The sequence below is a fragment of the Ruegeria sp. CDSB117 genome (genome assembly GCF_059611005.1).
This window is the reverse complement of the sequence record NZ_JBXWOS010000015.1, coordinates 1-13,894: the sequence shown is the minus strand read 5'-3', so window position 1 is coordinate 13,894 and position 13,894 is coordinate 1. Positions and strand designations below refer to the sequence as shown.

Sequence of the window (13,894 nt, the reverse complement as noted above, 5' to 3'; positions counted from 1 at the left end):
TGCAATCTGGACTTTAGCTCATGCAAATCGACATGACCCAGCAGACGCCCCGCGCTGCGCATCATGCCATTTTTGTGGTGGTCCCACGGTTCAACATAACCACATTGATCACCATGACCGAAACGATGCGGATCGCGAATTATCTTTCGGCAGAGCCCCTGTTTTCTTGGGACATCGTGTCCTTTGACGGCACTGAAATCGTGGCCAGCAATGGCATGACAACCCGCGTTTCAGCAGAGCAGGACAACCTGCCGCCAGCGGATTACATTTTTGTTTTGGGCAGCTGGGGGACGGAGCATTACGATAACCGCGCGCTTACCGCTTGGCTGCGCAAGCGCGCGCGGGCGGGGAGCAGTATCTGCGGGGTTGAGCTTGGCTGCTATATTGTCGCGCGGGCGGGTCTGTTGGACGGAAAGCCGGCGACGATCCACTGGTCCTGGCTCAGCGGTTTTCGCGAAAGCTTTAACCGGGTGGATGTGCAGGAATGCCTGTTCACCATCGAGGGCAAGATCATGACCTGCTCGGGTGGGCTCGCGGGCGTGGATCTAATGCTTCGTTTGATCGAGCGCACCCATGGCAGTGGCTTTTCGGGCGAAATTGCCGATCAAATGTTGCATCACCCGATCCGCAACGCGGGTGCGTCACAGCGGTCCACCATGGGGCGCAGCACGGAGACCATGCTGCCGCTGGTGCGTGAGGCGATGACGCTGATCGAAGGGAACATAGAAGAACCGCTCAGCGTGCCGGAGATCGCTGATAAGCTGGATGTCTCGCAGCGACAGCTAGAGCGGAAATTCAAGAAACACGTCGGTTGCACTGTGGTGCAGTTCGGTTTGTTGCGACGGTTGCAGAATGCGCGGTTGCTGCTGATCTCCACCGATCTCAGCGTGCGCGAGATTGCCACCGCGTCAGGGTTCAACACCCTGTCCCATTTTGCCTATTCCTTTGGCAAATTCTTTGGTCGCCGCCCTTCGGAATACCGAGAGGCATGGCCTGCAAATGAACCGGCGCCGAGTTGGCCCGGTTCCCTGTCAGATTTCCTTTCAACGCTTAAGGAGATTCCGGGCCGTCCCTAATCCAACCGCGCCTCGCGCAACGCGCGCAACACTGCGACAATCTCTCGATCGCGCTGCGCGGCCATATCCTCAAAGTGGCGATCTCCGGCGATGTCATTGCAACCATCGACCATGCGACCACGCAGCTCTCGGGTGAGTTCTGGTGCCTCCAGCCGAGTCCAGGGCAGCTTTAGCGCGGGGCCAAACTGATCCAGATTGGTCGCCATGCCGCCCGCGCCACAGGCCACGTGAAAGGCCATACACTGACCTTGGGACACCATGCGCGGCGCAGGCCCATTCATCAAGGCAATGTCGATGTCTTCCGGCGTCGCCTCGCCATTGGCAACCATGTGCAAGGCCTCGCGCCAGAGCGCTTCTTGCAGGCGCGTCGCGACGAAGCCGGGGATTTCTTTTTTCATCAACAGCGGCGCTTTGCCCGCAATTTCGTAAAACTTCCCGGCCCATACCACGGCATCCGGCGCAGTTTTGTCACCGCCCACAATCTCGACCAGCGGCAGCAGGTAGGGCGGATTGAACGGGTGTCCGATCACGCAGCGTTCAGGGGTCGCGCATTTGGCTTGGATCTCGCTCATTGTCAGACCGGAGGTTGAGGAGCCGATGACAACGTCAGGCGGCAGCACCTCTCCCATCTGTGCGTAAAGCGATTGTTTGATCTCCAACCGCTCCGGTGCACTTTCCTGCACGAACTGCGCACCCTCCAGCGCCTGTTCAAGGTCGGTGACAATGCGGAGACGGTCCAAAGACGCGCCCTCAGCCAGCCCCAGATCCGTCAGACTGCCCCAGGCGGTGTTGAGGATCGAATGGAATGCTTCAGTTTCACTGGTGTCATGCAGATAGGCCGTCACATCATAGCCACGGGCCAGAAAATGCGCCGCCCAGCCGCCGCCAATTGGGCCCGCGCCAATGCTGGTGATGCGGGTGACGCTGATAGGATCAGGATACATCATTCACCTTTGAAGTTGGGTTCGCGCTTTTCCACGAAAGCCGCCACCCCTTCGGCAGCATCATCTGATTTGAGCATCTTGCGATAGATCGGCATCGGGTCCGTGCGCATCTTGTGAAACGCCTGCTCCAGTGGCACGCATTCGATTTCGCGCTGCACCTCTTTGACGGATTGCATCGCAAGCGGTGCCGACCAGGCAATCGAAGCCGCCCATTCGCGCGCAGCATCCATCAACTGCTCTTTCGGCACCACCTTGTTGACCAGCCCATAGTGCGCTGCTTCCTGCGCGGTCATGCGGCGGCCCAGCAAGAACATCTCCATCGCAATGTTGTGCGGAATGCGGCGCGGCAATCGTTGCAGCGCGCCCGCGTCCGGAACGATGCCTAGGGGCATTTCCGGCAGCCCGAATTCCACGTGATCGGCGGCGATCAGCAGGTCGCACCCCAACGCCATCTCGAACCCGCCACCAATGGCCAACCCATTGATCGCAGCAATTACGGGCTTGTTCAGCGCCCAGTTTTCAGTGAGCCCGGTGAAGCCGCCAAAGCCGTAGTCATCGGTCTCCCACCAATTATCGAGCTGCATCTCTCCGTCATTGAGCGCCTTTAGGTCCCACCCAGCCGAGAATATCTTCTCTCCACCACCGGTCAGGATCGCGCAGCGCAGATCCTTGTCTTCGTGCAGCTCCTGAAAGGCTGCAGCCAGCGCCTGTGACGTGGGCACATCAATGGCATTCACCTTGCCGCGCTCCAGCGTGACTTCCAGAACATGACCCTCGCGGTGAACCTTAACGCCGTCTGACATCTGCTTATCCCTCTTTGAATTCTGGCATTACTTCGTTGACGAACATGCGCAGGGATTTCTGTTGTGAAGCGTGATCGAGCCCCATGGAGGCGTAATAGATGTACTCATTCACACCCAGCGCCTGATAGCGCTTCAGCTTTTCGATGACCCGGTCGGGAGAACCGAACATCAAGTTCTCCTCCAACATCACGGGGTCGTATTGTTCCCGTCCCTCCAGTTCATCCAGCGGGATGGAGGCGGGGAAGCCGTCCTTCACATCGCCCAGATTGCGAAACAGGTTTTCGAACTGGCTCAGCAGGCGGCGGATCGCCCGCATCGCGTTTTCACCATCGGCTGCGTTGTCATAAACGCATGAATGGCGCATCAAGGCGAAGCGTGGCACCCAGCCGTTGTCGGCCTTTTCAATCGCCTCATCCAGTTGTTTCTTGTAGAGTTCGGCCTCTGCAAAGGGACGTGTGAACGGCCAGCAGTTCACATGGCACCTTTCCCGCATAGCGTAGTCATAGGTGATGGGTGAGCGCGCAGAGACCCAGACCGGCACCTCCTTCTGAAGCGGCTTTGGCACTGAGGTCGAGGTCGGGAATTGCCAGTATTCCCCGTTGTGTTCGTAGTCGCCCTTCCAAAGCTCACGCACCGCAGGCAGCATTTCCTGCATGTAACGCCAGGCATCAGATTGCTTGAGCCCCGGTCTCATTCGGTCAAACTCGCGCTGATAGGCCCCCGAACCGATGCCGAATTCCAACCGCCCGCCGGTGATCAGATCGGTGAACGCCGCTTCGCCCGCCAGGTTGATCGGGTGCCAATAGGCCGCCGTCGCAACGGCCGTGCCCAGACGGATGCGGCTGGTTTCGGCAGCCCACCAAGTAAGGATCTGGAAAGGGTTTGGCGCGATGGTCATTTCCAACGCGTGGTGCTCGGCGGCCCAGACGATATCAAACCCACCCTCTTCGGCGATCTGCACCATCTCCAGCGTGTGACGGGCGACATCCTGCATGTCCAGATTGTCGTCGATCCGCTCCATGTTCACGGCAAGTTGGAATTTCATTGTTCTCTCCCTCAACGCATTACAAACGGATTGGCCATCGGTTCATCAGACGTGTTCATCCAGATCGTCTTTGGGCGGGTATAGTCGTAGATCGCCTGGAACCCGCTTTCGCGGCCATATCCCGATCCTTTGTTGCCCCCGAACTCCGCAATCGGAGACACCACCCGATAGGTGTTCACCCAGACGATACCGGCACGCACTGCCCCCGCCATGCGCAGGGAGCGCGCGCTGTCGCGGGTAAAGATACCTGCTGCCAGCCCATGTTCGCTATCATTGGCCAATGCGAGCACCTCTTCCTCGGTTTTGAACCGCTGCACCGACAGAACCGGGCCAAACAATTCAGTGTCGACAATGCGCAGATCCTGACGAGGGACTTCGATGATCGTGGGTTCATAGAACAGGCCAGACATCCCCTTTGGCTGCTTGCCGCCGACCAGCACTTTGCCGCCTTCTGTTTGGGCATGCGCCACTTCTCGTTGGATATGCTCTAACTGTCCGGTGGTGCACAATGGCCCCATCTGGGTCTCATCCGCCAGCGGGTCCCCAATCACGATCTGGCGGGCCAGCGCGGTCATCTGCTCAAGGAATTGATCGGCAATGTCTTCGTGCAGGTAAAGCCGTGACCCAGCCACACAGCTTTGCCCCGTGGCGCCAAAGATGCCCGCGATAGAGGCGTTTACAGCGCTTTCGATATTGGCATCGTCAAAGACGATGAACGGGGATTTGCCCCCCAATTCCAACGACACTTCGGCAAAATTTCGTTTGACGTTCTCCAGCACATGCCGCGCGGCATTTGGCCCTCCGGTAAAGGACACACGGGCCACGAGCGGATGACCTGTGAGCGCACGGCCGCAGGGCTCCCCATGGCCGGTGATGATGTTGACGACGCCGGGGGGAATGCCCGCCTCTTCAATCAGCTTACCAAACTCCAGCATCGCCGCACTGGCATGTTCAGAGGCTTTCAGCACGACGGTATTGCCAGCCGCAAGCGCCGGGCCAATCTTGACGGCCACCAGAAACAGTTGCGAATTCCACGGCACCACGGCAGCCACCACCCCAAGGGGTTCACGCCTCGTGAAGACGAACATGTCGGGTTTGTCGATGGGCAGTGTTTCGCCGCTGACCTTGTCGGCACAGCCTGCAAAGAAGTGAAAGAACTCGGCGATATACGTCGCCTGCCAGCGGGTCTCCTTTAGCATCTTGCCGGTATCAATGGATTCCGTGCGCCCCAATGCTTCTGAATGTTCCGCCAGCAGATCGCCCAGCTTGCGCAGGCACTTGCCCCGTTGCGTCGGCGTCATGCCTGCCCAGGGTCCGGTTGTGAATGCGGCATGTGCGGCCTCAACCGCACGGTTCACGTCAGCCTCGGTCGCTTCGGGCACACGGCTCCAGACGTTGCCATCAGCGGGGTTCACGCTGTCAAAGGTGCCGCCGTCCTCTGCATCACACCACTGTCCGTCGATCAGCATTTGGTAGTTGGTGATTTCACCCATGGCCTGCATCCCCCCTCTGTTACCCTCTCATTCATCTCCGCTTTTGCGTCACATGTGCACGAAATTACGACAAAGGTTGTCGAAAAATCTGAAAGCGCTTTTGATGGATCAAGGCAGGCTTGCCGCAAGGGAGGCCGTATTTATGGCGAAGAAAAAGCAAGTGATTGGCGGCCCGCTTGAAATTGGCGGGCGGGTCTTGTCCCTGTCGCGTGCCATACGGGCGGGTGATTTTGTGTATCTGACCGGGCAAATCCCCATGAAAGATGGCGCGCCTATGACCACCGGCACGGTAGAGGAGCAAACCCGCGCCGTGCTGGATGACATCACCGCCACGCTGGCGCTGGCGGACTGCACCCGCGATGATGTGATCAAAGCGATGGTTTGGTTGCGGGATCGCAGCGACTTTCCCGGTTTCAATGCGGTCCACGGGGAGTACTTTCCAATAGAACCGCCCACTCGGTCGGCGGTGGTCAGCGATCTGCTGGTCGATGTCCGGGTAGAGGTCGAGGTGGTCGCCTACCGCCCGTTAGACGATGCTTAAGGCGCCTGATGGTACTGCCTACAGCTGGGCTGGGCCTGGGGTTGGGCCGGTCGTGGTGATGATCCACGGCCTGGGTCTGAACCATGACTGTTGGCAGTGGACGACCCCCGCGCTGAGTGATCAATACCGCGTGCTGCACTATGACCTTTTCGGACATGGACAAAGTACACCGCCGCCCGCGAGGCCGAGTCTATCGCTGTTTTCGGATCAACTGGCGGCCCTACTGGATCACTGTGATGTCCGCTCAGCGACCTTGGTGGGGTTTTCCCTTGGCGGCATGATCGCGCGTCGGTTTGCGCAGGACCGTCCGGCCAGGGCGGACGCACTGGCAATCCTGCACTCACCCCACAAACGCACCGATGCGGCTCAGGCTGCTATTCTAAAACGTGTCGATCAAGCCCGCCGAGACGGACCACAAGCCACTGTGGAGGCCGCGTTGGAACGCTGGTTTACGGCAAATTTCCGACAGGCCAACCCGGCAATGATGGACACCGTGCGCGGCTGGGTAAAGGCAAACGACATTAGCATTTATCACACGATCTATCGTGTATTGGCGGATGGCATCGACGAAATCGTGGCCCCAACGCCGCCCATCAGCTGTCCTGTACTGGTGATCACCGGCGACGAAGACTATGGCAACGGCCCCGAAATGACCCGCGCCATAGCCGCAGAGATTGAGCAATCAAAGGCTGTTATCCTTTCGGGTCTCCGTCACATGGCGCTGGCCGAAAACCCCGACGCCGTGAACGCGCCCCTGCGCGGCTTTCTTGATGGTCTGGAAATGGCCATATGAGCACACAAATCCTGAAAGGTCTGCGCGTGCTGGATCTGAGCCGCATGTTATCCGGCCCTTACTGCACCATGCACCTTGCGGATCACGGTGCAGAGGTGATCAAGATCGAAGCGGGTACGGGCGATACGAGCCGTGGCAATGGCCCATTCCGCGACGATGATCCCGATCACAACTGGGCCGGTTACTTCGTCAGTTTGAACCGCGGCAAGAAGAGCATCCAACTGGACCTGAAATCAGATGGGGGAAAGAACCAGTTTCGCGCGCTTGCCGCCACTGCGGATGTCATTGTCGAAAACTTTCGGCCCGGCGTGATGGATCGCCTGGGCCTTTCTTATGAAACACTCGCCGAGCTGAACCCCAGAATCGTCTATGCGGCAATCAGAGGATTTGGCGATCCGCGCACAGGGAAAAGCCCATATGCGCACTGGCCGTCCTATGACGTGGTAGCGCAAGCTATGGGCGGATTGATGTCCATCACCGGGCCGAACGCCGACAGCCCCACCAAGACCGGCCCCGGCGTTGGCGACATCTTCACCGGCATGATGATGGCTTTTGGCATCATGGCCGCCTTGCGCGAGGCGGAAGCAACCGGCAAAGGACAGTTCGTCGACGTGGCCATGTACGACGCCATGATCTCTTTGTGCGAGCGCATGGTCTACCTTCATGATTACACCGACAAGGTGCCGGGGCCCGAAGGCAACGGGCACCCTTTTCTCAGCCCGTTCGGATTGTACCCGGCAGCGGACGGGCACGTGGCGCTTGGCATCGTCGACGATGCGTTTTGGCGCCGTTTGACTGAGCTGATGGGGAAGCCTGCCCTTGGTACTGATCCCCGGTTTGCCTCGCGCAGCGCACGGGCTGCCCACGCGGGTGAGGTTGACCGCCTGGTCTCAGGCTGGTTCTCAAAGCTGAGCAAAGCTGAGCTGACCAAAACACTGGGCGGTGAGGTTCCCTTTGGCCCATTAAACACCATTCAGGACATTGCCCGCGACCCCCATATCGAGGCTCGTAAAATGCTCACACAGGTGCACGGCCCGGATGCTGAAACGAGGCCCTGGACGGTTGCCGCCAACCCGCTGCGCTTTGGCGCGCACGGGCATGGGACATTGAACCCGCCACCCGCTCTGGGGGCGGACAATGACGTGCTTGAGACCCTGACGCCAACCTCATCACCCATGGCACCGGAAACCAAGCGCACCCTGCGCGACGCCTTTGGGCGTTTCGCCACGGGGGTCACGGTTGTCACGACCCGCCAGTCTGACGGCACGCCGCGTGGCTTTACGGCAAATTCCTTCTCTTCTGTCTCGCTCGACCCACCACTCTTGCTGGTCTGCATCGGCAAGGCTGCACTTTCCTGCGACACATTCGCAACCTGTGATCATTTCACGGTCAACATTCTGGCAGATGATCAAAAGGAGGTTTCGGGCCTCTTTGCCTCGCAGTCGCCAGAGAAGTTCAACAGCGTCAAATGGCATCCCAATGCGCAAGACATGCCCGTTATCGATGGTGCCCTTGCCAGCTTTGGCTGCGCGCAACATAGGCTGGTGGATGCAGGGGATCATCTGATCCTTATTGGTCGTGTGCTCGACTTCGAGACATCCGATGGGGATCCTCTGGGGTACTACAAGGGCGCATACTTTGATCTTGGGTTGGACCGTGCGGTGACCGAAGCAGCAACCAAAGGTGATGTGACAATCGCGGCTGTTTTGGCACACGAAGGCGGGTTGCTGCTGAAAGAAGAGGCTGACGGAAGTGTGACGCTGCCATCCGCGTCCTCGACACAGGCCTTACTCAAGGCTCTGGGCGATGAATTGATGAAGGCAGAATTGACGCAACTTTATGCTGTCTATCAGGTCACGGAAACGGGTGCGCAACGCATAGTCTATCACGCGCGCGTGCAGGGCGATGCCGATACCGGGTTGACGTTTTTCTCCCTTGATATCTTGCCACTGTCGCGGGTGTCCGACGATGCCGAGCGTTCTCTCTTGCGCAGATACGCGCAAGAGCACCGGCATGGCACCTTCGGCATATATCAGGGAACCGAAGTCGAAGGCGTTGTGCACAGACTGTCCGGAAATCACAAATATCACATCTGACAGGAGAACTCCCATGATACCCGAACTGCGCAAAGTCATTACATTTGACGAAGACATCCATACCGAAGGCGGACGTGCCTCTGACCCTGTCTTGCGCATGATCGGAGTGGCAGCCGTAGTGGAAAACCCCTGGGCGGGGCGTGGGTTCGTCGAAGACCTGCAGCCAGAGATCCAGCGCATGGCTCCCGTTCTGGGCAAAATGCTGACCGATCGCCTGATTACATTGGCAGGTTCGGGCGACGCAATAGAGGCCTACGGAAAAGCCTGCATCGCCGGAACCAGCTGCGAAGTGGAGCACGCTTCGGCGCTGATCCACACTTTGCAGTTTGGCAATTTCTACCGCGAGGCCGTTGATGCCAAAAGCTATCTTGGTTTCACTAACACGCGCGGACCGGCAAACACCCAGATCCAGATCCCGTTGATGGACAAACATGATACGGGTCGGCGCTCGCATTATCTGACCGTTCAGTTTTCCATCTATGACGCACCTGATGTGAATGAACTTGTCGTCGCATTGGGGGCCGCGACCCGAGGACGTCCACATCATCGTATCGGAGATCGATATTCTGATCTTGCAGCCTTGGGGCGCGACGTAGAGAACCCTGCCGGTGTTTGAGCAGACGCGATCTGCACGCGATCAAACTAAGGCGTGCAATGACCTCGCCCAAACTATAGAGGTGGGTTTGGACTACCCTAGTGGGAATTTCCCAAGCTATGAATAAAAAGGCGAACGTCGGCTTCGGTGGCTCGATAGTTGCCCATCGCCCTCGCAGCGAAAGGCCACTTTAGCCCGACGTGCTTTTCGCTGCGGGTGCAAAGCACATGAAGCGGTCATTGAGAGCGAAAAACTTAACGGCAGGTCTGTCCGCATACCGGTCGTTTGCTGCAACTTGCTTGAATGTCCACTGTGCGGACATAGTTGCCATTCACCCTCGACCAATAGCTCTCTTTTCGTCGCGGTCTCGCGTCTGACGTGCGCTTGACGACGCAACTCATATCAAACGATCATCGGCGAACCATTTTGCGGCGGCCCAAAGGATAACCCATGGAAGTATTTGGAAGTGATGCACAGCGACGTATGTCGACCATGGGTGAGCATCTTATCCAGCTATTGGGTGATGACCCTCGATTTTGTAGCCATGGGCGCGGTATTCAAATTGCCAACGAGTACAGCGGGGCTTTGGATGATGCCGTTGCAATGGCCCGAATACTTGGCATCACGGCGATAGAAAGCATACCGCGTCAAGAGGTGGCAAAGGCGCGAGAAGTCATTGAAAGTCAGGGATTAAAAACTGACACAATAGCTTGTTATCTTGGCGGGCTGAACTGTGTTGACATTGCTCGGAAGATAATTGCCACACGAGCGTTGCCCGAGGATTTGACCGTACGTGTGATTGATCGAGACTCTCCGCCAGAATGGCTCGAAGCTTTCGCAGAAGTCGCGATGAGCCACGGTGTTCTGCCGCCAATAGGGCCGGTTATGCGCGGATTGTCTCGCCCCGGATTTGCGATGGTCGTCTTTGACAGCTCAGGTGCTCCCGTTGCAACCGCGGGCTCAGTTCTGTGCCATCCGCCCAGCAGTAGGCTGCATCGTCGCGCTCAATGGGGGCAACTATCGACCAAACCTGAACGCATGGGTGAAGGTGTAGCAAAAGTCTTGGGGGCCAAAGCTATGATACACTCTCATGAAAAGCTTGGAGCAACTGGGTTCAAGACAGGCATTGCTCCGGGCAACGTTGCATCAGCACGGTTGTGCGAAAGACTTGGCTTGGAGGATAGCGGCAGCGACATAGTCGCGATCATCGACCCGAATGTATACTCGGAAGATCGGTTGACCAAGTGAGCCATTCGGAAGTTTGTTGTCGCGGTATATCAACGACACTCGCGCGAACCTGACTGAAACTTCTTAAAAAACTAAGATAGGACGAGTTCTAGTCTGCATTGGGCTAGTTGTAGCCGCTTGCTGGAGGTTACTGGCCAATTGCTTTGCCGAATCCAAAGCCGCGTCCATGATTTCATCGAAAAATCTCCAAGGATCGCTATGTGGGCGAAATTGCTATACGGAGCTGGATCTCACGGTACGACAGCCGCTAATTTGAAGCGATAAAGTGGTATGCCGCGCACGGCTGGTGTAAAACGATCTTCCCATCAAGGATCTCGACTGACCGATTGAATGTATCTTCCATGTCGGAAGAAACCTTTTCAAAAGTTCTAGAACGATCTGGATCCGGCCAAACAATCTTTTTCAGGAACGCGTCGAAAGTCGGATATTCACGAGTAAGGACGTACTCTTTTTTGTTTTCCAACCGAAATCCGTCTACTCCGTCCAAGTGGTTAAGTGTTTCGTGAGAGTGCGTTCGAACGAGGGTTTCGTCTTCCACCAATCGTACGACGTCAAACATTGTCCCATAAGGATAGGGCTCCACTATGTGCAACCGCCCACTGCTTCCAAGAACGCGGCGAATTTCAGTGAACGCAGTGTTCTGAGCCTCCACTGGAACGTGATGAAGTGAGAAGAACAAACACGCTAGGTCCTGCGAGCTGGAGTCTAGAGGTAGGTCTTCGGCAACCCCAAGCCTAACGTCGATGTTTTTTGGAAGATCTTCTTTGGCCTTCGCAACTTTGTCCGGATCTATTTCTATTGCGGTGACTTTGGCCCCTGCAGCGTACAAGTCTCGCGAATAGACGCCGTCACCCGCACCAACATCGACGACTTGAATCCCTTCAAGTTCGCATATCGATTTTAGGTGATCGATGTGAGTCATTGCCAACTCCAGAAAATCTGAATGGTCTTGCAACAGTTTAGCACACCCGTTCCCCTATTTCCGTTTTGAGTTCGGGCCGAACCTTAAACTCACGCAGAAATTGTTTGTCCGGTGACGTGTTGAAGATCGCTCTACGGTGGCATTTATCCAGCCTGTGAATGCACCAACGTTTACTCAGGCGAGCGTGACGAGCCACCCGCCCCAGACAATCAAAACCACGCCCAATCCTCGACTCAGAATCCGCCCGAATGGCAACGTCTTTTCCGCCACCACTACGATTGTAAGAACGGCAACCCACGGCAGGTTCATGACGCCCAACACAAACAACAGCACCATCAGCATCCAGCAGCAGCCAAGACAGTAGACCCCGTGGTGAAGCCCCATCTTCGCGGCACCCAGGGTTCCCTCTTGCCAATGAGCCGTCAGAAAACTCATGGGCGAGCGGCAATGCTCCAGGCAAGCGTTCTTGAGTGGCGTCCATTGGAACAACCCGGCGAATATAAGCATCACGCCGCCCACGGTCGGGGCAACCCTCCCCATCATGGAGGAAAGCGCGTCGCCCGCGTGCAGCCACCAATTCAATACAGTGGCCGCCAGCGAGAACCCCAGCCAAACCAACAGATACCCTGCCACAAAGCTGCCCGTTGGCACGAAGGGGCGCCCTGCGTCTTCCCGCTTCGCGCGCACCCGTTTGTAGATCATTACGGCGGGTGTGACTGAAGGCAGCATCATCGCAAACATCATCACCGCCCACATCATAAGCATGAAGACAAAGTCCGCGGCTGACCACTGCATCATCATCGGCATGGCCACGTCACCGACCAACGTCATCGAGGTCGAACCTCGCCCGAGGTAGATTGTATAGGCCCACGCCAGCGCAGAGAGCGCTACTAAGGCTGCCAACACCAGCACCCGATCCCGTCGTGCGACTCCTACAGCATTCATTATGATGGCCTGACGGTCCAGCCCGGCCTCAGCCGGCCCAGACGACTTGTCCGACCACACCCGACCGGCCTGTCCAGGTCACGGGCATATCCGCGTCGTTCCAGGTGGTGCCGTCACTAGGAGCCAGATCACCTTCATGCCCCTCATGACCGAAGGCGAGGCTGAACGCGGCGTTCTGCAGTTTCATCTTGTTGCCGAGGTCATTGACCAGACGGCGGGATTTCATCTCGCCCACACCGGCCACGCTTGCCGTTAGTTCGCTTTCAGCCTCTGTCACGCTGATCCCGGCGCGTTTGGTCGGAAGCCAGGTCGACAACAGGCTTGCTGGTACTTCCATGCCGCCGCCGGACGCACCCTGCAAGATGGTCTCCAATGCCGCTGCCTGTGCATCGCTGGCGTTTTCGTCAATATAAACTCGTCCGGTGCCGTTCGCGTCGAATAGAGTCGGCCCGGGGAAATGAAACGAGACAATCGCGTTCTGACCGGAAAGCTCCACGCCTTCATGAGAGCCCTCGCGAACGCGTATCAACAGGGATGTTGCGCAATACCCCTGGTCCATGAGCATAAGGTCGGCCTGTCCAAACCAGCATGGGCAAAGCATGTTGCAACTGCAGGTTTCGACGAGTTCCCCTGAAACATTCCAAGACATGATTTCTCCTCCCAACCCACATTTTCCACGGCTGCATTTTAGCAGAAAGGCTGCTTTTCACCAATCAACCAGAAGGTTAACCATGTCTCCTCAGGGCTCAGAGCTGCCTATCCCTACAGCTTGCATGATTAGCTGGTTGGCAGCCCATGTCGGTCCTTCTTAACAAAGTCGCCATTCGTCGCCAAGCGATCCAAATCGAAGTTCAAGGCCGATATCTCGTTGGGCGTCGAAGCCCCACTGATCTTATCAAGCCGGCTTTATCAGTGTTTCCAGATATTCTCGAGTGTCGGCGTCCCACGAGCTGGGGTCCTCTCCATGAGCGACCACCGCGTGGAGTTCCATGAGCTTCCAGACTTCGTCCTTGGTCGCAGCAACTACTTTACCTGGGCAGGCCTCCATGCCTTCGCAATCCTTGCAGGCATATGAGTATGCAGTGTTCATCGCTTTCACCTCCGTGCGCTCGGAAAGTTGGTTAGAACTCAAGAAACGTCGGCAGCCCGTCGTCGAGTTTTATCCATGGCTGCTGATGCGAAACGAAGACATGGGCTTTTGGCTGAGTAATCGATGGGTCGTCCAACGTCACAGCAGAAAACCACGCGTCAGCGCTCCAGTCTTGGCCCTCAACTTCATTTAGGGCGGCATAGGTCAACGTCGTTCCACAGTCCCGACAAAATCCGCGGCGAATACCCGGAGTTTTCTCAATGTGTTGGATTTCGCCTTTGATAACGGCGAAGTCTTCGGCGG

15 protein-coding genes are annotated in these 13,894 nt (G+C 57.2%); 6 read left to right on the top strand and 9 right to left on the bottom strand.

Annotated elements, in window-relative coordinates; translation table 11 throughout:
- The first annotated feature begins 32 nt into the window (after nt 1-32).
- Nucleotides 33-1,076: a GlxA family transcriptional regulator gene (locus tag AC2FJC_RS15825; protein ID WP_496733610.1), complete on the top strand. Its 1,044-nt coding sequence runs from the start codon at nt 33-35 to the stop codon at nt 1,074-1,076.
- Here the strand turns inward: AC2FJC_RS15825 and AC2FJC_RS15820 are convergent.
- From AC2FJC_RS15820 to AC2FJC_RS15805, 4 genes are read right to left on the bottom strand one after another with little or no spacing between them, the layout of a single operon-like run.
- On the bottom strand, nt 1,073-2,020 hold the full coding sequence (locus AC2FJC_RS15820; RefSeq protein WP_282169974.1) for a 3-hydroxyacyl-CoA dehydrogenase NAD-binding domain-containing protein: 948 nt from the start codon (nt 2,018-2,020) through the stop codon (nt 1,073-1,075). The two genes, AC2FJC_RS15825 and AC2FJC_RS15820, sit on opposite strands and share 4 nt — an antisense overlap.
- A complete protein-coding gene (locus AC2FJC_RS15815) occupies nt 2,020-2,823 on the bottom strand; it encodes a carnitinyl-CoA dehydratase (RefSeq protein WP_108862257.1) in 804 nt (267 codons plus the stop codon). The genes AC2FJC_RS15820 and AC2FJC_RS15815 overlap by 1 nt, the downstream gene beginning before the upstream one ends.
- Before the next feature lie 4 nt (nt 2,824-2,827).
- Nucleotides 2,828-3,868: an LLM class flavin-dependent oxidoreductase gene (locus AC2FJC_RS15810; RefSeq protein WP_282119698.1), complete on the bottom strand. Its 1,041-nt coding sequence runs from the start codon at nt 3,866-3,868 to the stop codon at nt 2,828-2,830.
- An 11-nt stretch (nt 3,869-3,879) separates the two neighbouring features.
- The gene (locus AC2FJC_RS15805; protein WP_282119697.1) at nt 3,880-5,361 is read right to left on the bottom strand and encodes an aldehyde dehydrogenase; all 1,482 of its coding nucleotides are present in this window, start codon (nt 5,359-5,361) and stop codon (nt 3,880-3,882) included.
- A 142-nt stretch (nt 5,362-5,503) separates the two neighbouring features.
- On the opposite strand from AC2FJC_RS15805, the gene AC2FJC_RS15800 reads away from it, so the two are divergent.
- The 5 genes from AC2FJC_RS15800 to AC2FJC_RS15780 all read left to right on the top strand — a co-directional run bounded on the left by AC2FJC_RS15800 (nt 5,504) and on the right by AC2FJC_RS15780 (nt 10,634).
- Nucleotides 5,504-5,902 (top strand): RidA family protein, encoded by a 399-nt coding sequence (locus AC2FJC_RS15800; RefSeq protein ID WP_496740221.1) that lies wholly within the window; start codon nt 5,504-5,506, stop codon nt 5,900-5,902.
- The gene (locus tag AC2FJC_RS15795) at nt 5,895-6,695 is read left to right on the top strand and encodes an alpha/beta fold hydrolase (RefSeq protein ID WP_496707697.1); all 801 of its coding nucleotides are present in this window, start codon (nt 5,895-5,897) and stop codon (nt 6,693-6,695) included. The genes AC2FJC_RS15800 and AC2FJC_RS15795 overlap by 8 nt, the downstream gene beginning before the upstream one ends.
- Nucleotides 6,692-8,791 (top strand): CoA transferase, encoded by a 2,100-nt coding sequence (locus tag AC2FJC_RS15790; RefSeq protein WP_496740220.1) that lies wholly within the window; start codon nt 6,692-6,694, stop codon nt 8,789-8,791. The genes AC2FJC_RS15795 and AC2FJC_RS15790 overlap by 4 nt, the downstream gene beginning before the upstream one ends.
- A 13-nt stretch (nt 8,792-8,804) precedes the next feature.
- A complete protein-coding gene (locus AC2FJC_RS15785; RefSeq protein WP_058272677.1) occupies nt 8,805-9,407 on the top strand; it encodes an amino acid synthesis family protein in 603 nt (200 codons plus the stop codon).
- A gap of 429 nt (nt 9,408-9,836) precedes the next feature.
- Nucleotides 9,837-10,634, top strand: a complete 798-nt coding sequence (locus AC2FJC_RS15780; RefSeq protein ID WP_170745579.1) for a GNAT family N-acetyltransferase — start codon at nt 9,837-9,839, stop codon at nt 10,632-10,634.
- Nucleotides 10,635-10,881: 247 nt separating this feature from the next.
- On the opposite strand, the gene AC2FJC_RS15775 is transcribed toward AC2FJC_RS15780, so the two are convergent.
- The 5 genes from AC2FJC_RS15775 to AC2FJC_RS15755 form a co-directional block, all read right to left on the bottom strand.
- Nucleotides 10,882-11,556 carry a class I SAM-dependent methyltransferase gene (locus AC2FJC_RS15775; RefSeq protein ID WP_496740219.1) on the bottom strand — a complete coding sequence of 225 codons (675 nt, stop codon included), beginning with the start codon at nt 11,554-11,556 and terminating at the stop codon, nt 10,882-10,884.
- 174 nt (nt 11,557-11,730) lie between these two features.
- On the bottom strand, nt 11,731-12,501 hold the full coding sequence (locus AC2FJC_RS15770) for a DUF2182 domain-containing protein (protein WP_496740218.1): 771 nt from the start codon (nt 12,499-12,501) through the stop codon (nt 11,731-11,733).
- A gap of 28 nt (nt 12,502-12,529) precedes the next feature.
- Nucleotides 12,530-13,150, bottom strand: a complete 621-nt coding sequence (locus tag AC2FJC_RS15765) for a DUF1326 domain-containing protein (protein WP_496740217.1) — start codon at nt 13,148-13,150, stop codon at nt 12,530-12,532.
- A gap of 246 nt (nt 13,151-13,396) precedes the next feature.
- Nucleotides 13,397-13,591, bottom strand: coding sequence for a DUF1059 domain-containing protein (locus AC2FJC_RS15760; RefSeq protein WP_282170805.1), 195 nt, complete (start codon nt 13,589-13,591; stop codon nt 13,397-13,399).
- Nucleotides 13,592-13,622: 31 nt separating this feature from the next.
- On the bottom strand, nt 13,623-13,894 hold a 272-nt coding region (locus AC2FJC_RS15755), incomplete at its 5' end, for a GFA family protein (protein ID WP_496740216.1).

Coding starts and splice junctions, on each gene's coding strand:
- AC2FJC_RS15795 (WP_496707697.1), top strand. CDS start 5,895: ATGCTTAAGGCGCCTGATGGTACTGCCTACAGCTGGGCTGGGCCTGGG.
- AC2FJC_RS15800 (WP_496740221.1), top strand. CDS start 5,504: ATGGCGAAGAAAAAGCAAGTGATTGGCGGCCCGCTTGAAATTGGCGGG.
- AC2FJC_RS15775 (WP_496740219.1), bottom strand. CDS start 11,556: ATGACTCACATCGATCACCTAAAATCGATATGCGAACTTGAAGGGATT.
- AC2FJC_RS15770 (WP_496740218.1), bottom strand. CDS start 12,501: ATGAATGCTGTAGGAGTCGCACGACGGGATCGGGTGCTGGTGTTGGCA.
- AC2FJC_RS15815 (WP_108862257.1), bottom strand. CDS start 2,823: ATGTCAGACGGCGTTAAGGTTCACCGCGAGGGTCATGTTCTGGAAGTC.
- AC2FJC_RS15765 (WP_496740217.1), bottom strand. CDS start 13,150: ATGTCTTGGAATGTTTCAGGGGAACTCGTCGAAACCTGCAGTTGCAAC.
- AC2FJC_RS15810 (WP_282119698.1), bottom strand. CDS start 3,868: ATGAAATTCCAACTTGCCGTGAACATGGAGCGGATCGACGACAATCTG.
- AC2FJC_RS15760 (WP_282170805.1), bottom strand. CDS start 13,591: ATGAACACTGCATACTCATATGCCTGCAAGGATTGCGAAGGCATGGAG.
- AC2FJC_RS15790 (WP_496740220.1), top strand. CDS start 6,692: ATGAGCACACAAATCCTGAAAGGTCTGCGCGTGCTGGATCTGAGCCGC.
- AC2FJC_RS15825 (WP_496733610.1), top strand. CDS start 33: ATGACCCAGCAGACGCCCCGCGCTGCGCATCATGCCATTTTTGTGGTG.
- AC2FJC_RS15805 (WP_282119697.1), bottom strand. CDS start 5,361: ATGGGTGAAATCACCAACTACCAAATGCTGATCGACGGACAGTGGTGT.
- AC2FJC_RS15785 (WP_058272677.1), top strand. CDS start 8,805: ATGATACCCGAACTGCGCAAAGTCATTACATTTGACGAAGACATCCAT.
- AC2FJC_RS15820 (WP_282169974.1), bottom strand. CDS start 2,020: ATGTATCCTGATCCTATCAGCGTCACCCGCATCACCAGCATTGGCGCG.
- AC2FJC_RS15780 (WP_170745579.1), top strand. CDS start 9,837: ATGGAAGTATTTGGAAGTGATGCACAGCGACGTATGTCGACCATGGGT.